The following is an 18,150-nucleotide window of genomic DNA, read 5'->3' as shown; positions in this document are numbered from 1 at the left end:
ACTCCCGATGACAAGCAAGCTACCTGTGTCCACGCATATTTCCGTCGAGGCGCTGCATGTGCTGAAGCTGCTCACGCGCCGCCAGCGCGAGCATGCGCTTGCGCATCCCGACTTGCCACAGCTCGCCATCGGTACGCCGCTACCCGACACCTTGATGTGGTTGTACCGGCGCCAGATCATTACGTCCGAGGATGTGACAAGCCTGTCATTGAGCGTGGCGCGCAACTTCAGCGGCGACGAGCTGGCACTGCGTTTGTCGATCTTGCAGCAACTGGTGGAAGTGCTCAATCGCGTATCGCTCGATCAGTTGCGTGACGAAACGCTGATCACGCCAGAGCTGTACCAGCGGGCGCTGGCACACCTGCCCGGCGACGTTTTGCTGCCCACGCCGGGCGAGGCGCTGAACTGGATGCTGCATGTGGGACTGCTGCCGCGCGCAGAATTCAAGTCCATGGCCCAACGCATCGAGTCCGGCGGCAGCGATGATGCAAAGCGCGTGGTCCAGCATGCGCAAGGGCGCCAGGATGAACATAAAAAGGCGGTACGCGGCGTGATCCTCGATGGCCTGTTTCCCGGTTCGCGCCTGATCTGGGTAATCGTCGCGCCGCTGGCGCTGGCGGGCATGGTCTGGTACCTGGTCAGTGGCAATTCTGTCCCCGAGTGCGACGCCACTAACACGCTCACCACCGTGACACGCATGCTCAACAAGGCGGCGCCGGAAGGCATGGGCAAAGCAAGCCTGCACGACGTGAAAGAAGCCGGTTACGCCTCGTCACAAAATATCCGTGGCTGCCTGGCCACGATAGCACTCGATGGCGAGAAGATGGACTATGCCTATACCGTCGCGCGCGACGACAGCGGCAGCAAGAGCCGCATCAGCTATGTGGGCGCGCAACCGTTGCTGGTCCAGGCGCGCTTTGGCACCATCCAGGATGGCGACTTTGCCCAGCAAGCCAAGCCCCTGGGACGCGAGGCGCTGGAAAAGGCTTTCCGCGACGGCATGGATGGTGCGCGCATCATGCCCCGGCCACGGCAAGCGTTTTCGCTGACGCAATCGATGGAACGCACGCGCGAAATCGCCGAAATCGAACCGCTGGCGCCATGCAAGGAAATCTCGCCGGGCGTTTATTCCTGCCGCCTGCTGATCGAACGCAATGACGCCGTGCTGAGCATGCTCAACGGCGGATCGGCGGTCATGCTGGAAGGCGACTTCACCTTTCAGCGCAGCAGCGAAGAAAGCTCCGGCAATGGCTGGTCGGTGACGCCGCAATTTGCCGGCGAACTGCGCCAGGCCAAAGTAAAAGAGTAAGTCCATGCAGATCGAACCGCCCCACGCATCGCTGGGCCAGCTGTACCAGCTTGGCCTGATCACCGCGCAGGAACTGGACGAGGCTAACTCGGAACGCGATGTCGACGCCTTGTACGACCTCGATTTGCTGAACCAGTTCCAGCGCAATGCCGCACACGCGGCCGCGCCAGACGACCGCATGTTTTATACGTCCTGGATCGCCATGCGCTGGCTGGTGGTCAACGACGTCCTGCCGACGGCGCAGTTCGAGGCGCTGGAAGTTCACGTACGTGAACATGGCAGCGAACTGGCGCGCGAAATCATGGAAGCGTCCAGGCTGCGCCATGGTCACGACCGCATCGCGTACAAGCGGCCACCGGCCTGGAAAGGCGCGCTGATCGTGCTGGGGCAGATCCTGGTGATGTCCGCGGTGTATCGCTTGCTTACCGGAGGCCTGCAGCCATGAGCACCGATCCACGCCTGCTACCGCTGGCAGAACTGCTGCACCTCGGCCTGATCACCAGCGACGAATACGACGATACGCTGGCCGAGCTGGAGATCATCGACCTGCAGCGCGCGCACAATGCTGCCGAAGACATCGATGTGCCGGAACTGGCGATGAATGCCGACCAGATCAGGACGCTGGCCTGGCTGCTGAGCGCCGAATTGGTGCCCGAGGAGCGTTTTTTCAAGATGCCGCGCAAGCTGCCCGCCGATGAACCACGACGGCAACTGGCCAGCGCCGCGCTGCAGCAAGTGAACCGGCAGGCGGTCGACGCGCTGTACGACCAGAACCTGATCAACCCGTGGCAGCGCGACGCCGCCCACGACAGCCTGCCCGCCGATCACCTGGCCGGCACGCCCGTCGCGGCCTTGCGCCATATGCTGAAACAGGGCACGCTATCGCCGCTGCAATACAAGGAGCTGCAAGCGCGCACGCGCGCGAACGGCTCGCAACTGGCGCGCGTGATCGTCGATGCTGCCGGCAAACCGCCGGCCCAGTATGGCCGGCGCGCCGCGCGCCCGTTCAACGTCCTGATGATAGTGTTGATGCTGGTGATGCTGATGCTCGTGGCGATTGTGGGGCCGCTGTGGCTCAAGCGCGAGCAGCCGACGCCTGTGGCACCACTGGCGCAGCCGGTCGACACGGTGGAACGCGACGCCCTGCAGCAGCGCGCGGCGCAAGCACTCGACCACGCCCGCCAACCGGGCCATGACAGCGTGCAATATGATGTCCATGTGGTGCAAGACAAGCCGCCTCAGTAAAGCAGAGCCGGCAACAGCATCGCCGGTTTTGCTATCACAAAAATCCGTTACAGGGTACAATCCGTCCTTACTTTTTTATTTCGGCCTCGTCGGCCCACGCGATGTCGTCAACTCCCTCTCCTTCGGCCGTCAAGGCTTATTTGCTCGATTTGCAAAGCCGTATCGTGCAGGCGCTCGAAGCACAGGACGGCAAGCCCTTCCTGACCGATGCCTGGCAACGCCCCGAGGGCGGTGGCGGTATTTCGCGCCTGATCGAGGAAGGCAATGTGTTCGAGCGTGGCGGCGTGAATTTTTCGCACGTCACCGGCACCGCACTGCCGCCATCGGCAGCGGCCGCGCGCCCTGAGTTGGGTGGCAAGGCGTGGGAAGCGATGGGAGTGTCGCTGGTGCTGCATCCGCGCAACCCGTATGCGCCCACGGTGCACATGAATGTGCGGTTTTTCAGCACCGTGAATGCCGCTGGCGAAGCGGTATGGTGGTTTGGTGGCGGCATGGATTTGACGCCGTATTATGGCGATGCGGGCGACGTAAAGCACTTTCACCAGGTGTGCCATGACGCGTTGGCGCCGTTTGGCGCGGAGCTGCATCCGAAGTTCAAGCAGTGGTGCGACGATTATTTCTACCTGAAGCACCGGCGCGAAGCGCGCGGCGCCGGTGGTATTTTCTTCGATGACTTCAACGCCCTGGGCTTTGACAACAGCTTTGCCATGCTGCGCAGCGCCGGCGACGCCTTCATTGACGCCTATGTGCCGATCCTGGCGCGGCGCAAGGACACGCCCTACGGCGAACGCGAACGCGATTTCCAGTGCTACCGGCGCGGACGCTATGTCGAGTTCAACCTGGTGTTCGACCGCGGCACCCTGTTCGGGCTGCAGTCGGGCGGACGCACCGAGGCGATCCTGATGTCGATGCCGCCCGTGGTCAAGTGGCGCTACGACTGGCACCCGGAAGCGGGCAGTCCCGAAGCGGCGTTGTATACTGACTTCCTCGTGCACCGCGACTGGCTGAAGGCGTGACCGAAGGTAGTACGGCATGCGTGACGCTGCTGGGCGGCAGCTACGATCCGGTTCACATAGGGCATGTCGCGCTGGGCACGCATTTTTCCAGCCTGTTGCACGCCGATGAGCTGCGCGTGATTCCGGCGGGCGCGCCCTGGCAAAAAGGCAATCTGGGCGCCACCGGCCGGCAGCGCGCCGAGATGGCCAGCCTGGCTTTTTCCGGCTTGTCCTTGCCCGTGATGATCGATCGCCAGGAAATCGAGCGCAGCGAACATGGCCAGGCCAGCTACACCATCGATACCTTGCGCCAGGTACGCGCAGAACTGGGACCGCGCGCTTCCATCGTTTTCCTGATGGGCGCCGACCAGCTGCAGCGCCTCGCGACATGGCGCGAATGGCAGCAATTATTTGAATACGCGCATATCTGCGTCGCGGCCCGCCCCGGCTTCGCGCTGAATGACACAGCAGTACCGCAAGTGGTCGCCGACGAATTTTCGCGCCGCCTGGGGTCGCTGGAAAGCATCCGCAACACGCCGCACGGTCTGACTTATCTGGCACAGGACTTCGCGGTGGATATCTCCGCCACCGAAATACGTGCGGCATTACAACGGGGGAATCGGGCAAACTCGCTTGTTTCCCCGCTAGTGCTAGACTATATTGAACAACATAATTTATACAAAAGCTAAATGGACATCAAAAAACTGCAAACCCTCGTCGTTGACGCCCTTGAAGACGTCAAAGGCCAAGACATCGCCGTCTTCGAAACGAGTCACCTGACCAGCCTGTTCGACCGCATCGCGATCGTCTCCGGCACCTCGAACCGTCAAACCAAGGCGCTGGCCGCCTCGGTGCGCGACAAGGTCAAGGACGCCGGCGGCCAAATCATCGGCATGGAAGGCGAGGAAACGGGTGAATGGGTACTGGTCGATCTGGGCGACATGATCGTCCACATCATGCAAGCACCTATCCGCGCCTACTACCGCCTGGAAGAAATCTGGGGCGACACCCCGATCAAGCTGGGTGCCGCCAAGCGCGCGCCGAAAAAAGCCAGCGACGACGAGCCGAAGAAAATCAGCGGCCATCTGGCGGCCAGCAAGGCCAAGGTCGAAGTTTCGCCCGTGATCGAGAAAAAGACACCGGCCAAGAAAGCCACGGCAGCCACCGCCGCCAAAAAAGCCCCGGCGAAAAAAGCCGCCTCGAAAGCTGTCGGCAAGACCGTGAAAATCGCACCGACCAAGACCGAAGCAGCTGCCGTGAAAGCCCTGAAAGCGTTGCCAGAGAAAAAAGTGCGCGCGCCACGCGCGGCCAAGCCGGCAGCCGATGCTGCACCGGCAAAAACCGTGATCAAGCGTATCAAAAAAGTCGAAGCGTAAGCCTCGATGCAGCTCATCATCGCTGCGGTCGGCCATAAAATGCCGGCCTGGATAGAGACGGGCTTCGCGGAATACGCGAAGCGCATGCCGCCGGAACTGCGCATCGTGCTGAAAGAAATCAAGCCGGTGGAGCGTTCCGGCAGCAAGACCGCCGCTACGGCGATGGCGCTGGAACGCGAACGCATCGAAGCCGTCCTGCCCAAGGGCGTACGCATCATCGCCCTCGACGAACGCGGCAAGGACCTGACCAGCGTCGGCCTGTCGCAGCAGTTGATGGCGTGGCAGCAGGATGGCCGCGACACCGCCTTTTTGATCGGCGGCGCCGACGGCCTCGATCCGCAACTCAAGGCGCGTGCCGAAGGCATGCTGCGCATTTCCAGCATGACCCTGCCGCATGGCGTGGTGCGCGTGATCCTCGCCGAGCAGCTGTACCGTGCCTGGTCGATCACGCAAAACCACCCCTACCACCGCGTCTGAACTCCCCATGAAAACGGCTGATCACAAGATCTACCTTGCTTCCAAAAGCCCGCGCCGGCGCGAACTGCTGCGCCAGATCGGCATCGATTTCGAATTGCTGCTGCTGCGCAGCGACGGCCCGCGCGGCGCCGACGTCACCGAGGAAATCTTCGCTGGCGAATCGGCGCTCGACTATGTCGCCCGCGTGTCGAATGAAAAAGCCGCTTTCGCCTGGGACCTGGTGCGCCGCCGCCACCTGACCCCGCGCCCCGTGCTGGCCGCCGACACCACCGTCACCATCGACGGCATCATCCTCGGCAAACCGGTCGACCGGGCGGAAGCGGTGGCCATGCTGCAGCAGCTGTCGGGCCGCACGCACCAGGTGCTCACCTCGATCGCCGTGCACTACAAGGATTTCGCCGAGCAGCGCACGCAGGTGTCGCAAGTGCGCTTCGGCGTGCTCTCGCCCGCCGCCATCGCCGCGTATTGCGCCACGCCGGAGCCGTACGACAAGGCCGGCGGCTACGGCATCCAGGGCAGCGCCGCGCTGTTCGTCGAGCATATCGAAGGCAGCCATTCCGGCATCATGGGCCTGCCTCTGTACGAAACTGCACAGTTGCTAAGGCTAGCAGGTTTGCCCCTGCCCTGAACACGGGTATGATGTCATTCGTTGCCTCCACTCCCGCGCCTCCATGAACGAAGACATCCTGATCAATATCACGCCGCAAGAAACCCGCGTCGCCCTCATCTTGCAGGGCGCCGTGCAGGAATTGCACATCGAGCGCACGCTCACGCGCGGCCTGGCCGGCAATGTGTATTCCGGCAAAGTGGTGCGGGTGTTGCCGGGCATGCAATCGGCCTTCATCGACATCGGCCTGGAGCGCGCCGCCTTTCTGCACGTGGCCGACATCTGGGAAGCGCGCGGCCACGATGGCCAGAACGCCACGCCCGCTCCCATTGAAAAAATCCTCTTCGACGGCCAAGTGCTGACGGTGCAGGTGATCAAGGACCCGATCGGCACCAAGGGTGCGCGCCTGTCGACGCAGATTTCCATCGCCGGGCGCATGCTGGTGTACCTGCCGCAAGACAAGCACATCGGCATCTCGCAGAAAATCGAAAAGGAAGCGGAACGCGAGCAATTGCGCGTGCGCCTGCAAAGCCTGCTGCCGCCCGATGAAAAAGGTGGTTACATCGTGCGCACCATGGCCGAGGACGCCTCCGACGCGGACCTGAAGGCAGACGTCGATTACCTGCGCAAAACCTGGAGCACCATCACGCACGGCGCGCGCACGCGTCCCGCCACCAGCCTGCTGCACCAGGACTTGAGCCTGGCGCAGCGCGTACTGCGCGACTTCGTCGGCGATGAAACGGCCACCATCCAGGTCGACTCGCGCGAAAACTATGTGAAATTGCGCGAATTCGCGGAAATCTACACGCCCAGCGAACTGACGCGCTTGCAGCACTACACGGGCGAGCGCCCCCTGTTCGACCTGTACGGCGTGGAAGAAGAAATCCTACGCGCGCTGGGCCGCCGCGTCGACCTGAAATCGGGCGGCTACCTAATCGTCGACCAGACGGAAGCGATGACCACCATCGACGTCAACACGGGCGGTTTCGTAGGCGGACGCAATTTTGCCGACACCATCTTCAAGACCAACCTGGAAGCGGCGCACGCCATCGCGCGCCAGCTGCGCCTGCGCAACCTGGGCGGCATCATCATCCTCGACTTCATCGACATGGACAACGCCGAGCACCGCAATGCCGTGCTGGCCGAACTGAAACGCACCCTGTCGCGCGACCGCACCAAGGTTTCCGTCAGCAATTTCTCGCCGCTGGGCCTGGTAGAAATGACGCGCAAGCGCACGCGCGAGTCGCTGGCCCACATCCTGTGCGAACCCTGCCCCGCCTGCGCCGGCAAGGGACAAGTCAAGACCTCGCGCACGATCTGCTATGAAATCCTGCGCGAACTGCTGCGCGAAGCAAAACAGTTCAACCCGCGCGAGTTCCGCATCCTCGCCTCGCAGGAAGTCGTGGATCTGTTCCTCGAAGAAGAGTCGCAGCACCTGGCCATGCTCGGTGATTTCATCGGCAAGAAAATCTCGCTGCAGGTGGAGAATGCCTACCACCAGGAACAGTACGACGTGATTTTGATGTAGGCGACCACGCTCTCTTTCCATGAAAAAACCGCTGGCCTGGGGCTGTTACTGCTGTATGCCCCATGCGGGCGCCGCCACCTCGGTGACGTATGGCGCCTGGGTGGTGCTGGCGCATGATTACTGGTGCCCGGGCGCCGCCTTTCTGGCATAGAACGTGGCCACGCTGTCGATTTCCTCGTCCGTCATCGGCCGGGCCATATTGCGCATTTGCTGTTGCCCGTCATTTGTGCGCCGGCCATGTTTGAAGTCCTCCAATTGCTGTACCAGATAGGGTTTTGGCATGCCTTCCAGCCATGGCGCACCCAGTTTCTGATCCACGCCGCCATGGCAGGAAATACAGGGGGCGATATTGCGCATGGGGTCGCCCACGCGCACCAGCGCCGGCAAGGCTTCGTCGTAGGTGGTCGGCGCCGTGCGCGTCTTCGGCAGGCTGGCATAGTAGGCCGCCAGATCGGCGATGTTTTCTTCTGTCAGGTTTCTGGCCAGGGCCGTCATGATCGCGCTTGCCCGCTTGCCGCTCTGGTAGTCGAGCAGTTGCTTGCGGATCACCTCAGGATATTGCCCTGCCAGGTTGGGCACATCGGAGCGGCTCATGCCGAGCGCGCCGTGGCACATGGTGCAGTTCAGGGCCAACGTGGCGCCCCGCCCCACCGATGCCGATGACGCTGGCTTGCCCATCGCCGGCAGCAGCACCACATTGGTGGCGACCGTCGGCACACCTTCCCGGCGCCCGGCGTCATCCAACCATTTCCCGGGCACGCCGGCGGCGCGGCAGATGCTATCCCACAGGCCTTGCGCGCGGAAGTCCGCCTGCGCCGAGGGCAGCCAGGCAAAGGCGACCAGCGCCGCGACAAGAGTGAACACGGTGAGGCCCACGGTGCTCGCCCATGCCACGCGATTGGTTCTGGAGAAAAAGCCGTGTTCTCGCATTATCGCGCTCCGATTGGAACAATAGGCACGGACGCCTCGGGTGTCAGTGCCAGCTGCAAGATGGGATAGCCGTAGTTGACGACGGTGAGCGCGATCATCATGGTCACCCACAGGCCAAAGCCATTCAAGGCGGCCGGCACCCTGGCGTTGGGATGAACCGCCTGGCTGAACGTGAACGCGGGCACCTGAGCGTCCTGCCGTCTGGCCGCGGCCAGGATGTACAGAAATATCGCCGCGGAAATCACCAGTATCAGGCCGCCGAAGGTGGACATGGTGACCGTGATGGCCTGCGGCGCCAGCAAGGGATGCGTGTAGTCGTAATAGGCCATGCGGCGCGGCGCACCGAGGAGGCCCACCAGATGCCATGGCATGGTCAGTATCATCATGCCGATAAACCAGGTCCACAGCTGCGTTTTCATCAGGCGCTGGGACAGGGGCTGGCAGGCGCGCAGCTGCGGCCACAGTTCATAGGCCACCATAAAATACATGATGACGATGGCGCCGGCGAAGATCAGGTGGAAGTGGCCCGTGACCCATTGCGTGTTGTGGATCGATTCATTCAACTGATAACTCATGTTGATAATGCCGCCCGCGCCGCCGAATCCCAGCATGATGAAGGCCAGCGTCACGGCCAGCATCCATGGGTTTCCCCACGGTAGCGCCTTGACCCAGCCTAGCGGCCCCTTACCGCCGCGCAGCCGGCCCACGATTTCGGCCGAGGCGACGATGGTAAACACCGTGAGCAGGGTCGGGATGGAGACCATGGCCGTCATGGCGGCATGCACGAACTTGAAGCCGGCACCCACCTGCGGATCCGCAAACAGGTGGTGGATACCGATCGGCATCGAAAACACAAGGAACAGGGCAAACGCCACGCGCCCCATGGTGTCACTGTACAGCCGCCCGCCGATGGCGCGCGGGAACAAGGTATAAAACGCGATATAGGCTGGCATCAGCCAGAAGTACACGATGGCGTGCAAAGTCCATGAAAACAACACCCGCGCCAGGCCCACGTTGATGGTGTCGGTGAACCCCGTGGATGCGGGCAGGATCAGGACCAGGATTTCCACGGCCGCGCCGACGGAGGTCCAGGCCCACAGATAGGCACCGGCCACATTGCCGAACATGGCCAGCGGCATGACGGCGCCGGGGTGGGCTTTTTTCCACGCCCGAAGATTGATGGACATCAGCGCCACCCAGATCCATGAACCCACCACCACCAGCACGATGCCCAGGTAATAAAAGGTGCTGCCTATCATGGGCGGATAAAACGTGTACAGCACCGACGCCTTGCCGGATGCCGTGGTCAGCGCCGCCATCAAGGTGCCGGCGATGACCAGCCAGAAACCGGCCCAGGCCCAGCGCAAACCGATCAGAGGACGCTTGAGCGCCAGTTCCGTAATCGCGTAACCAAAGCCCATGGCCACCAGCGTGGGCAGCACATATGCCATCACCGTGCCATGCGCCGTCACCGAACGGTAATAGTGCTCCGGGTTGTTCACCCAGGGAGATAATGGGCTGCGCACGAACATCTGCCACTCGCCCAGCAGGATGGCCGCGAAGAAGGCGACAAACGCCACCCAGAAGTGCGCCAGCACCAGTCGTTTAGCCAGGTACACAGCTCATCCTTTCTGTCACTTTCGCTTTGGCGAAAAATTCTTCGGATGGGATCACCTGGAATTTCGCCCACATGGCCTCATGCCCTGTGCCGCAGTATTCGTGGCAGGGCATCAACTGCTCGCCGACCTTGGGAAAGGTGGTGGTAAAGGTCGAGACGAAGCCGGGGATCAGCATGGTATTCGCGTTGGTGCGCCCCACAACAAAGCCGTGGATCGCATCGGTGCTGGTGCCACGAAACGTGACAGGCACGCCGGCGGGCACCACGATGCATTGCGGCGCAAACGAATATTGCTGGCCGATCAGCCGCACGATCACGCGGCCATCTTTTTCGACCGCCGTGCCCAGGTTGCTTTCGACGAACTCGCCTTTGAGGTGCAGCGTCTTGACGTCGATCGTCTCGACGCGCGACGGCGGCATCGCGGCCCAGTGCAGGCCCGTAAAGATCATGACGCCCAACAGCAGCGCGATGATGGCAATGACGATATAGGCCCAGCGCCGTTCTGCCGCCACGGCGACCCTCTCGGACGCATGGTGCAGGTCTGGAGTCGCGGGCTGCTTCATTGCACCGTCCCCCGTGGCAGGTAAACCAGCCAGTAAAACAGGAAGAAAATGGCGAGGACGATAAAAGTCGCAATACCCGCCACCGCAAAGGCGCCTGACGGTCCGCGGCTGACTATCTCATCGATGCGTTTATCGAGTTCATCGGGCTCTTCATGGCCAGGCGTAGGCATGCGGTTCCTTTACTCGGGTAGTAATTTGCGCAAGTCATTGACCTGGGTGGCGCTGACGGGCGTGCCGCCATTGCCCCAGGTGACGCGAATATAAGTGACGACAGCGGCGACCTCATCGTCGTTCAGGAGATGCGAAAACGGCGGCATGCCGTGCGGCCGGGGATTTTTTTGCGTGCCCGGCGGGTAGCCGCCATTGAGCACCATGCGGATCGGATTGACGGGCGTGGCCATGGTGATAGAGCGGTTGCCCGCCAGGATAGGGAAGGACGGCGGCTGCCCGCCCCCTTCCCCGCCGTGGCACATCGCACACTGTGCCACATACACCCTGCGGCCCGTCTCCATCACTTCCGGATCGACCAGCCGTGCCTGGCTGGTGGGCGGCGCAGTATCGTCCTTTTGCGGCAGTGCCTTCAGATACACGGCCATCGCCTTGGCGTCTTCATCCGTCATGTATTGCAAGCTGTTGTAGACCACTTCGGCCATCGGTCCGTACACCGTGCCCCGCTGCGACACGCCCACTTGCAGCAGGTCGGCGATGTCGGCGATTTCCCAGTCGCCCAGACCCGCTTCGCGGTTCGAGGTGAGCGACGGCGCATACCAGTTCTGGTTCGGAATCATGCCCCCTTCAAACGCTTTCGATTCGCTCGATCCGCCCAGGGCGTTGACGGCCGTGTGGCACATGGCGCAGTGCCCCAGTCCCTTGACCAGGTAAGCGCCCCGGTTCCATTGCGCCGTTTGCGCGGGATCGGGCTGGAACTCGCCCTGCTTGAAGTACAGGGTGCGCCAGCCGATCAGCAACTCACGGTTATTGAAGGGAAAGCGCAGCTCGTGTTCGCGGTTCTTCTGCTTGACTGGCGGCACCGACATCAGATAGGCAAAAATGGCGTCCGAGTCGGCCCGCGTCACTTGCGTGTACGAGGCAAACGGCATGGCCGGATACAGCAGCGTGCCGTCGCGCGAGACGCCCGTGTGCATCATCCGGTAGAACTCGTCCGGCGTCCACAGGCCGATGCCGGTGTCGTCATCGGGCGTGATGTTCGGTACGTACAGGTTGCCAAACGGTGTCGCCATGGCCCGACCGCCGGCAAACACGGGGCCATTGGGCACCGTATGGCAGGCAACACAATCGCCCGCGCGGGCCAGATATTCGCCTTTATTGATGAGCTGTGTCGAGGCGCTCGGTTCCGTCTTTTTTTGATGCGGCAACTGGCCAGGGCTGAGAAAGTACAGCGCCGCGAGCGCGACTAGCGCCAGGAGCAACAACGCAAACAGGATGTGGAGGCCTTTGCGCATGGAACACCCCTACCGTTGGCTGCCGCAAGCGACCGGCATGCGAACGACGTCGGATGGCTCCGGGGAAGCATCGGCTGGCGGGGTTTGCTGGGCGAGCCAGGCAGCGACCGCAGAAATGTCGGTGTCGGACAGGCGCGTGGCAATGCGTTTCATGCAGTCGGGCTCGGCGGCGCGGCGCTCTCCCACGCGCCATCGCGTGAGCTGGCCCACGATGTAGGTGGAACGCAGGCCGGCCAGACCCGGGATGCCCGGCTCCATTCCCGTCAGGCTCTTGCCATGGCAAGCGATACAGGCCGGCACGCCCTTGGCGCTGTCGCCGCTGGTGGCGAGCAAGCGTCCACGTTCGGCCATGGTCGCATTCGCCAGCGCTGTTTCGGGCGGCTGAAAGGCGGGGCGCTGCGCCGCAAAGTGCCGCGCCATTTCCTTCAGATAGGCGTCGGGCAGATAGGCCACCAGGTAGTTCATGGGCGGATAGCTGCGCGTACCGTCGCGGAATCCGACCAACTGGTTATAGAGGTAGCCGGCGGGTTTGCCCGCAATGCGCGGAAAATAGCCGTTCGCCGTACCTTGCCCCTGCTGGCCGTGACATGTCACGCAACCCTGAACGCGCGCTTCGATGGAATCGAGCTTGCTGAATGCCGGGACGGCATCGCTATGCTGCTTGGGCTGGCCGCTTGCATGCACAGCGCAAAAAAGCAGCAATGCGCCTGCCAGGGGTTTGGCGACATGAAGCATGGCGTACACTCTCCAAAGGAAAAGTATGCTCTTGCAGCGTTGATCCGGATTGCGACGTCTGGAACCCGAACCGCCGATCCGCCATGCCGATATCCCGCATGGTGCATGCGATTAATGTGGCAGAGTATGGCGGAGTGGGTAAGTGAATTTAGTCTAGCATTGTTTTTGCGCGCACAATTGGAGTCCGATAAATTTCCATCGTTAACAAGACAGCCAGGCTAGCGGGAGGAGAAGGGAAAGCAGATGGGAAAGAACGGCGGCGCCGCCGGGACCGATATCCAGCGCCACCGCGTAAAGCAGGGGTATCAGGCAGGAATCGGGTCCAGGTAAAACACGGCGTACACTTTCAAGGGCGTCGTGACTGTCGCTTTTTCCGAGCGCACGACGGCGCAGTCGTCGGCGGCCATGCTGCGCCAGTTCTGCACGCCAGCCTTGGCAAACATGGCATGCGCGGGCGCATTTGCGGCCAGGTCCAGCACCAGGCAGGCATTGCGCGGACCGGTGGGCGCATAGCTGATGGCGCGAATTTCAATGCCGAAGGTAGTCATCCAGGCTGCCCACAAGCCTTTTTCCTTGCCGTCCGCCATGCGGTCGAGCATCTCGCCGAAGGATAGGCCTTTCTTGACGGTGCCGCGCAGGGCGGCCAAGGATGGGGCCAGGCGGGGATCGGGCTGCTTGTTGCCGGCGCGGATTTCGGCGATCGCCTTCAATTCCTTGATGATGGCGGCGTCGCGCTCCGTGTAATCGCGCATGCGCGCATAGAATTCGGCATCAAGGAAGGGATTGACGGTCAGCTTGACGGCGCCCTCTTCGCGGCGTTTGGCGGGAGGCGTGGTGGTTTTTGTCATGGCGATGGAGGGCAAGGGAAACAATGAGGGCCGCCAGTTTAACACCATGCGGCACCAGCGGCATACCTTGCGGCCGCTTTCATGCCATGCCTGGCGGGAGCCGGACGGTGCGACGCCTTTGGTGCGCGTGCCGGGCGACAGGAGAAAGCGGCATGGTCCGAGGCCCGCATACAGCCGCGCCAGCGGAGAGCGTACTTGATTCAGTACTGGCTGGCGCCGATGACTCAGTTTCTAAAGATCGGCCAAGTGCAGCCTGACAGCATCAGCAAGTTGGCGACGCTGAACACGAGGAGCGCCATGCGAATCTTACGGGGAGAAGATGTTTTCAATTTATTTCCTTAGTCAGTGAGATTGAGCGCGGATAAACATCGTTGAATCGGCCAATATAGCCAATACGGCCAGGCCAACGATAGCGTCGGGCATTTCACTATAGCAGATGGCGCAGGACGATCCTGCATATACGCATGTGTTCGCCAGTGGAATGGCAAACAGGGGAACGGAGGCGGTTCAAGCGCGCGGCGGCGCCGTCGATTCGCGCACCACCAATTCCGGCTTCAGGCGCACGTCGAGCACCGCGGAATCGGACGAGTCTATGGTTTGCAGGATCAGCCGCGCCGCTTCCGTGCCGATGCCGTGGTGGCGAATGCGAATGGTGGTCAGGGGCGGACGGATCATGTCCATGTACGGCATGTCGTTGTGGCCGACCACGGAGATATCCTCGGGGCAGCTCAAGCCCAGCTCGCGAATGGCATCGTAGCAGCCGATGGCCACCAGGTCGCTGCCGGTCACCACGGCCGTCGTCTGCGGCGACTGGCGTAGGAGCGCCAGCAGGGCTGCCTTGCCGCATTCGCGCGAATAGCCGCTGCTTTCAAAAACGAAGGCTTGCGAGGGATCGAGTTCGCTGGCCTGGATGGCGGCCAGGAAACCGAGGCGGCGCACGTGGCCCGTGGAGAGGTTTTCCGGTCCCGCAATGTGCGCGATATGGCGGTGGCCCAGCGCCAGCAAGTGCTCGACGGCCAGTCGCATGCCGACCACGTCGTCGCTGACGACACAGGAAGCGACGCCGGTCTCGTCGCTGCGGTTGACGGTGACGACGGGCACATTCTGGTCGATGCACATCTTGATGACGGGATCGTGGCGGCGCGCCGTTGCCAGGATCAAGCCATCGACCTGCTGCCCCAGCAGACGGTTGATGACGAACAGCTGCTCTTCCTCGTCGGCGCCCACGTTGGCGACGATGGCCAGGTAGCCATGCTTGCGCAAGCCTTCCTCGATGCCCAACAGGATCGGTGGAAACACAGCATTGGTAATGTCGGGCAAGACCACGCCGATGATGCGCGACTTGCGCGTGACCAGGGTAGAGGCGGCGCGATTGGGCCGGTAACCGAGCCGCCCCGCTTCGGCCAGCACGCGCGCGGCCACCTCGGCGCTGACCATTTGCCGCGTTGCCGGGTTCATCACGCGCGACACGGTGGAAAAATGCACGCCGCTGGCCCGCGCAACGTCGCTTAAGGTGGGGTTCTTGTTTGTCATGGGCTTCCCGGATCGCAATACCGTGATTTTATCGCAAAAATTCCCCTCCCCGTTAAAAACCGAGCAAACGCTTGCATTGAAATAAAGCCCTTACCCAAAGCGGTTTTGATCGGCTTAAGCACAATCCAGCCTTGACAGCGTGCAAACGCTTGCATACCATTGCTCGGACTTACCACTCGGGCCTGGTTGCCCTTCCCAGAATTCCTATGTCTACTTCGCACAGCAAGCACGCCGAACAGAACGGCGAAACCTTCAACCTGAAAGAAGCCGCCCTCGCCTATCACGCGGAACCCCGCGCAGGCAAGATTTCCGTGACGCCAACCAAACCGCTGGGCGACGCCCGCGCCCTGACCCTGGCGTACTCGCCGGGCGTGGCCTTCGCCTGCGAAGCCATTGTCGAAGATCCGCGCACGGCCGGCATCTACACCTCGCGCAGCAACCTGGTGGCCGTGATCACGAATGGCACGGCGGTGCTGGGCCTGGGTGATATCGGTCCGCTGGCCAGCAAACCGGTGATGGAAGGCAAAGCTTGCCTGTTCAAGCAATTTGCCGACGTCGACGTATTCGATATCGAACTGGCCGAGAACGATCCCGACCTGTTCATCGACACCGTGGTGCGCATGGAACCGACCTTCGGCGGCATCAACCTGGAAGACATCAAGGCGCCGGACTGCTTCTATATCGAGCAGCAATTGCGCAAGCGCATGAACATTCCCGTCTTCCACGACGATCAGCACGGCACGGCTATCATCGTCGCGGCCGGCATCCTGAACGGCCTGGAGCTGGTGGGCAAGGACATCGGCAACGTCAAAGTGGCCGTCTCGGGCGCTGGCGCCGCCTCGATTGCCTGCCTCGACTTGCTCGTCTCGCTGGGCCTGAACAAGGCGCTGCTGAAGGTATGCGACAGCCAGGGCGTAATTTACCCGGGCCGCGATGCCAGCATGGAAGAGAACAAGGCGCGCTACGCGAATGACACGAGCGACCGCGACCTGGCCGACGCCATGGTCGGCGCCGACATCTTCATCGGTGTCTCGAAGGGCGGCGTGGTCAGCGCGCAGATGGTCGAATCGATGGCCGCCAAGCCGCTGATCTTCGCTCTGGCCAACCCGCATCCGGAAATCGCCCCGGAAAAAGTGCATGCCGTGCGCGACGACGCCATCGTGGCCACGGGCCGCTCGGATTACCCAAACCAGATCAACAACGTGCTGTGCTTCCCATACATCTTCCGTGGCGCGCTCGACGTGGGCGCCACCACCATCAACGAAGAAATGAAGCTGGCCTGCGTACGCGCCATCGCCGCGCTGGCAAAAGAACCGCTGCCGGGCCACACCACCAGCGCGCTGACGCCGCTGCAACTGATTCCGTCACCATTCGACGAGCGCCTGCGCAGCTGGGTCGCGCCTGCCGTGTCGCAAGCAGCCATCGCCACCGGCGTGGCCACCCGCGTACCGGCCAGCGCCTGATACCAATGACAGGCCTGCCGGCCTTGGCAAATTAAGGGCAAGTTACCATTGCTTACAAAAAAACCATGGCTTAAAACCATGGTTTTTTCATTTCTGCCCTTGAGGCCGCCTATATAGTTGTAAAAAATCAAGTTTCTCAGGGGCGTTTTTGCCACTGCCTTCGATTACAATGACGCCTACTTTATGTTGCTACAGTTGCCATTATGGCGACGATGTGCGTTAACAAGGATATTCATGCTTGGCCTGACTTCTGTTTCTGTGTTTCTTTTTTTTGCATTGGCGCTGGCTGTCAACAGCGGATATTCCCTTGGTGCACTGGTCCTCCTGCTGGCCAGCAGCTGGCTACTATGGAAACGCCCCCGTCTGAACCTGCAACGCCAGGACTATCTGCTGCTCGGTACCCTGTTGCTGTATTTCTGTGTTTTCACTGCCAACATGCTGTACCACGCCGATCCGGCGCGTGAACTCGACATTCCGCTGCGGGCACTGCTGGCCGTACCAGTGCTGCTGCTGCTGCTCGCGTATCCACCGCGGCCGGGGGCCTGGTGGAGCGGTTTGGCCATCGGTGCCATCAGTGGTGCGGCTCTGGCTTTCTGGCAATTCTTTGCCAGTGATATTGGCCGCCCCCAAGCTGCCACAAGCAACGCCATCCATTATGGCAATGTGAGCATGCTGCTGGGTATGCTCTCGTTGTGCGGCGTCGCATGGGCACGCGCTCAATCGCGCCAGCGCCTGTGGACATTACTGATGCTGTGCGGCTGCATCGCTGGAATCGCAGGTTCGATCATAAGCGGTAGCCGTGGGGGCTGGCTGGCATTGCCGGTCTGCGTCTGCATCATCGCCCTGCATCATGCTAAAAAACACGGCAACCGTTACCTTTTCAGCGTCGCCACAGCCTTTGTTGTATTGGGAACCCTGGTCTATGCGCTCCCCAACTCACCGGTGCGGGAGCGCAGCGTCGCCGCCATCAACGAACTCAACAGCTTCAAGGATTCCGGCAACATATACTCTTCAGTTGGCCAGCGCGTGGAAATGTGGCGTTCTGCGCTACGCATGTCCGACGACAACCTGTTGCTTGGCATCGGCCGCAATGGCTATCTGCAACAAAAGCAGGAACTGGCTGCCGAAGGCAAGTTGAATGCCGTGGCGCGCGATTTCACGAATGCCCACAACGACTATATCGATTCGCTGGTCAAGCGCGGCATGCTGGGCCTGTCAGCATTGCTGGTGTTGTTTTTCCTCCCGCTGCGCTTATTCACCCAGGCCCTGCGCGAGGCTGGCAATGGACAAGCGACACAATCCTATGCACTGGCCGGTGTCATCCTGCTGTCCTGCTATATCACGTTCGGCTTGACGACGAACTCGCTCACCCTGAATATCGGCATCATCATGCTGGTCTTCCCGATGGTGATATTGTGGTCTCTGCTGCGCCATCAAAAGCGCACTTCCTGAACTCGTTT

At 61.7% G+C, this 18,150-nt stretch carries 19 protein-coding genes and 1 pseudogene; 12 read left to right on the top strand and 8 right to left on the bottom strand.

Going from position 1 to position 18,150, the window contains the following annotated elements; genetic code table 11:
• Nucleotides 1–25 precede the first annotated feature (25 nt).
• From ACP7DE_RS07085 to ACP7DE_RS07040, 10 genes are all read left to right on the top strand, one after another.
• On the top strand, nucleotides 26–1,309 hold the full coding sequence (locus ACP7DE_RS07085) for a hypothetical protein (RefSeq protein WP_426071440.1): 1,284 nt from the start codon (nucleotides 26–28) through the stop codon (nucleotides 1,307–1,309).
• A 4-nt stretch (nucleotides 1,310–1,313) separates the two neighbouring features.
• Complete coding sequence (locus tag ACP7DE_RS07080; protein ID WP_426071439.1) at nucleotides 1,314–1,754, top strand: hypothetical protein; 441 nt, start codon at nucleotides 1,314–1,316, stop codon at nucleotides 1,752–1,754.
• Nucleotides 1,751–2,554, top strand: coding sequence for a hypothetical protein (locus ACP7DE_RS07075; RefSeq protein WP_426071438.1), 804 nt, complete (start codon nucleotides 1,751–1,753; stop codon nucleotides 2,552–2,554). Before ACP7DE_RS07080 ends, ACP7DE_RS07075 begins: the two co-directional genes overlap by 4 nt.
• Before the next feature lie 101 nt (nucleotides 2,555–2,655).
• Nucleotides 2,656–3,570, top strand: a complete 915-nt coding sequence (gene hemF / locus ACP7DE_RS07070; protein WP_426071437.1) for an oxygen-dependent coproporphyrinogen oxidase — start codon at nucleotides 2,656–2,658, stop codon at nucleotides 3,568–3,570.
• On the top strand, nucleotides 3,567–4,238 hold the full coding sequence (locus ACP7DE_RS07065) for a nicotinate-nucleotide adenylyltransferase (protein ID WP_426071436.1): 672 nt from the start codon (nucleotides 3,567–3,569) through the stop codon (nucleotides 4,236–4,238). The genes hemF and ACP7DE_RS07065 overlap by 4 nt, the downstream gene beginning before the upstream one ends.
• The gene (gene rsfS, locus ACP7DE_RS07060) at nucleotides 4,239–4,925 is read left to right on the top strand and encodes a ribosome silencing factor (protein WP_426071435.1); all 687 of its coding nucleotides are present in this window, start codon (nucleotides 4,239–4,241) and stop codon (nucleotides 4,923–4,925) included.
• Between the two features lie 6 nt (nucleotides 4,926–4,931).
• The gene (gene rlmH / locus ACP7DE_RS07055; RefSeq protein WP_034747108.1) at nucleotides 4,932–5,402 is read left to right on the top strand and encodes a 23S rRNA (pseudouridine(1915)-N(3))-methyltransferase RlmH; all 471 of its coding nucleotides are present in this window, start codon (nucleotides 4,932–4,934) and stop codon (nucleotides 5,400–5,402) included.
• A gap of 7 nt (nucleotides 5,403–5,409) precedes the next feature.
• Nucleotides 5,410–6,030: a Maf family protein gene (locus ACP7DE_RS07050; RefSeq protein WP_426071434.1), complete on the top strand. Its 621-nt coding sequence runs from the start codon at nucleotides 5,410–5,412 to the stop codon at nucleotides 6,028–6,030.
• Nucleotides 6,031–6,073: 43 nt separating this feature from the next.
• On the top strand, nucleotides 6,074–7,537 hold the full coding sequence (rng, locus tag ACP7DE_RS07045) for a ribonuclease G (RefSeq protein WP_034747098.1): 1,464 nt from the start codon (nucleotides 6,074–6,076) through the stop codon (nucleotides 7,535–7,537).
• 19 nt (nucleotides 7,538–7,556) lie between these two features.
• Nucleotides 7,557–7,688 carry a hypothetical protein gene (locus ACP7DE_RS07040; protein ID WP_426071433.1) on the top strand — a complete coding sequence of 44 codons (132 nt, stop codon included), beginning with the start codon at nucleotides 7,557–7,559 and terminating at the stop codon, nucleotides 7,686–7,688.
• On the opposite strand, the gene ACP7DE_RS07035 is transcribed toward ACP7DE_RS07040, so the two are convergent.
• The 8 genes from ACP7DE_RS07035 to ACP7DE_RS07000 form a co-directional block, all read right to left on the bottom strand.
• Complete coding sequence (locus ACP7DE_RS07035; protein ID WP_426071432.1) at nucleotides 7,655–8,467, bottom strand: c-type cytochrome; 813 nt, start codon at nucleotides 8,465–8,467, stop codon at nucleotides 7,655–7,657. The genes ACP7DE_RS07040 and ACP7DE_RS07035 overlap by 34 nt on opposite strands.
• A complete protein-coding gene (locus tag ACP7DE_RS07030) occupies nucleotides 8,467–10,086 on the bottom strand; it encodes a b(o/a)3-type cytochrome-c oxidase subunit 1 (protein WP_426071431.1) in 1,620 nt (539 codons plus the stop codon). The genes ACP7DE_RS07035 and ACP7DE_RS07030 overlap by 1 nt, the downstream gene beginning before the upstream one ends.
• Nucleotides 10,073–10,648: a cytochrome C oxidase subunit II gene (locus ACP7DE_RS07025; protein WP_426071430.1), complete on the bottom strand. Its 576-nt coding sequence runs from the start codon at nucleotides 10,646–10,648 to the stop codon at nucleotides 10,073–10,075. The genes ACP7DE_RS07030 and ACP7DE_RS07025 overlap by 14 nt, the downstream gene beginning before the upstream one ends.
• A complete protein-coding gene (locus tag ACP7DE_RS07020; protein ID WP_426071429.1) occupies nucleotides 10,645–10,818 on the bottom strand; it encodes a hypothetical protein in 174 nt (57 codons plus the stop codon). The genes ACP7DE_RS07025 and ACP7DE_RS07020 overlap by 4 nt, the downstream gene beginning before the upstream one ends.
• Before the next feature lie 9 nt (nucleotides 10,819–10,827).
• Nucleotides 10,828–12,111, bottom strand: coding sequence for a c-type cytochrome (locus ACP7DE_RS07015; protein WP_426071428.1), 1,284 nt, complete (start codon nucleotides 12,109–12,111; stop codon nucleotides 10,828–10,830).
• 9 nt (nucleotides 12,112–12,120) lie between these two features.
• Nucleotides 12,121–12,846 (bottom strand): c-type cytochrome, encoded by a 726-nt coding sequence (locus ACP7DE_RS07010; protein WP_426071427.1) that lies wholly within the window; start codon nucleotides 12,844–12,846, stop codon nucleotides 12,121–12,123.
• Between the two features lie 305 nt (nucleotides 12,847–13,151).
• The gene (locus ACP7DE_RS07005) at nucleotides 13,152–13,694 is read right to left on the bottom strand and encodes a hypothetical protein (RefSeq protein ID WP_426071426.1); all 543 of its coding nucleotides are present in this window, start codon (nucleotides 13,692–13,694) and stop codon (nucleotides 13,152–13,154) included.
• 507 nt (nucleotides 13,695–14,201) lie between these two features.
• A complete protein-coding gene (locus ACP7DE_RS07000) occupies nucleotides 14,202–15,227 on the bottom strand; it encodes a LacI family DNA-binding transcriptional regulator (RefSeq protein WP_426071425.1) in 1,026 nt (341 codons plus the stop codon).
• Between the two features lie 206 nt (nucleotides 15,228–15,433).
• On the opposite strand from ACP7DE_RS07000, the pseudogene ACP7DE_RS06995 reads away from it, so the two are divergent.
• Together ACP7DE_RS06995 and ACP7DE_RS06990 are read left to right on the top strand one after the other, a co-directional pair.
• Nucleotides 15,434–16,672 (top strand): annotated as a pseudogene (locus ACP7DE_RS06995) (malic enzyme-like NAD(P)-binding protein); the annotation flags it as partial.
• A 252-nt stretch (nucleotides 16,673–16,924) separates the two neighbouring features.
• Nucleotides 16,925–18,142 (top strand): O-antigen ligase family protein, encoded by a 1,218-nt coding sequence (locus ACP7DE_RS06990; RefSeq protein ID WP_426071424.1) that lies wholly within the window; start codon nucleotides 16,925–16,927, stop codon nucleotides 18,140–18,142.
• Nucleotides 18,143–18,150: the final 8 nt, after the last annotated feature.

The organism is Janthinobacterium sp. DSP2-3-3, assembly GCF_049897325.1.
Classification (GTDB): domain Bacteria; phylum Pseudomonadota; class Gammaproteobacteria; order Burkholderiales; family Burkholderiaceae_D; genus Janthinobacterium.
The sequence above is the reverse complement of the archived record's forward strand: the minus strand, read 5'-3'. Positions and strand labels throughout refer to the sequence as shown.

What these genes read in the sequence shown, in the direction of transcription:
- ACP7DE_RS07015 (WP_426071428.1), bottom strand. Translation starts at nt 12,111, where the DNA reads ATGCGCAAAGGCCTCCACATCCTGTTTGCGTTGTTGCTCCTGGCGCTA.
- ACP7DE_RS07075 (WP_426071438.1), top strand. Translation starts at nt 1,751, where the DNA reads ATGAGCACCGATCCACGCCTGCTACCGCTGGCAGAACTGCTGCACCTC.
- ACP7DE_RS07005 (WP_426071426.1), bottom strand. Translation starts at nt 13,694, where the DNA reads ATGACAAAAACCACCACGCCTCCCGCCAAACGCCGCGAAGAGGGCGCC.
- rng (WP_034747098.1), top strand. Translation starts at nt 6,074, where the DNA reads ATGAACGAAGACATCCTGATCAATATCACGCCGCAAGAAACCCGCGTC.
- ACP7DE_RS07040 (WP_426071433.1), top strand. Translation starts at nt 7,557, where the DNA reads ATGAAAAAACCGCTGGCCTGGGGCTGTTACTGCTGTATGCCCCATGCG.
- ACP7DE_RS07050 (WP_426071434.1), top strand. Translation starts at nt 5,410, where the DNA reads ATGAAAACGGCTGATCACAAGATCTACCTTGCTTCCAAAAGCCCGCGC.
- ACP7DE_RS07000 (WP_426071425.1), bottom strand. Translation starts at nt 15,227, where the DNA reads ATGACAAACAAGAACCCCACCTTAAGCGACGTTGCGCGGGCCAGCGGC.
- hemF (WP_426071437.1), top strand. Translation starts at nt 2,656, where the DNA reads ATGTCGTCAACTCCCTCTCCTTCGGCCGTCAAGGCTTATTTGCTCGAT.
- ACP7DE_RS07010 (WP_426071427.1), bottom strand. Translation starts at nt 12,846, where the DNA reads ATGCTTCATGTCGCCAAACCCCTGGCAGGCGCATTGCTGCTTTTTTGC.
- rsfS (WP_426071435.1), top strand. Translation starts at nt 4,239, where the DNA reads ATGGACATCAAAAAACTGCAAACCCTCGTCGTTGACGCCCTTGAAGAC.
- ACP7DE_RS07080 (WP_426071439.1), top strand. Translation starts at nt 1,314, where the DNA reads ATGCAGATCGAACCGCCCCACGCATCGCTGGGCCAGCTGTACCAGCTT.
- ACP7DE_RS07025 (WP_426071430.1), bottom strand. Translation starts at nt 10,648, where the DNA reads ATGAAGCAGCCCGCGACTCCAGACCTGCACCATGCGTCCGAGAGGGTC.
- rlmH (WP_034747108.1), top strand. Translation starts at nt 4,932, where the DNA reads ATGCAGCTCATCATCGCTGCGGTCGGCCATAAAATGCCGGCCTGGATA.
- ACP7DE_RS07020 (WP_426071429.1), bottom strand. Translation starts at nt 10,818, where the DNA reads ATGCCTACGCCTGGCCATGAAGAGCCCGATGAACTCGATAAACGCATC.
- ACP7DE_RS06990 (WP_426071424.1), top strand. Translation starts at nt 16,925, where the DNA reads ATGCTTGGCCTGACTTCTGTTTCTGTGTTTCTTTTTTTTGCATTGGCG.
- ACP7DE_RS07035 (WP_426071432.1), bottom strand. Translation starts at nt 8,467, where the DNA reads ATGCGAGAACACGGCTTTTTCTCCAGAACCAATCGCGTGGCATGGGCG.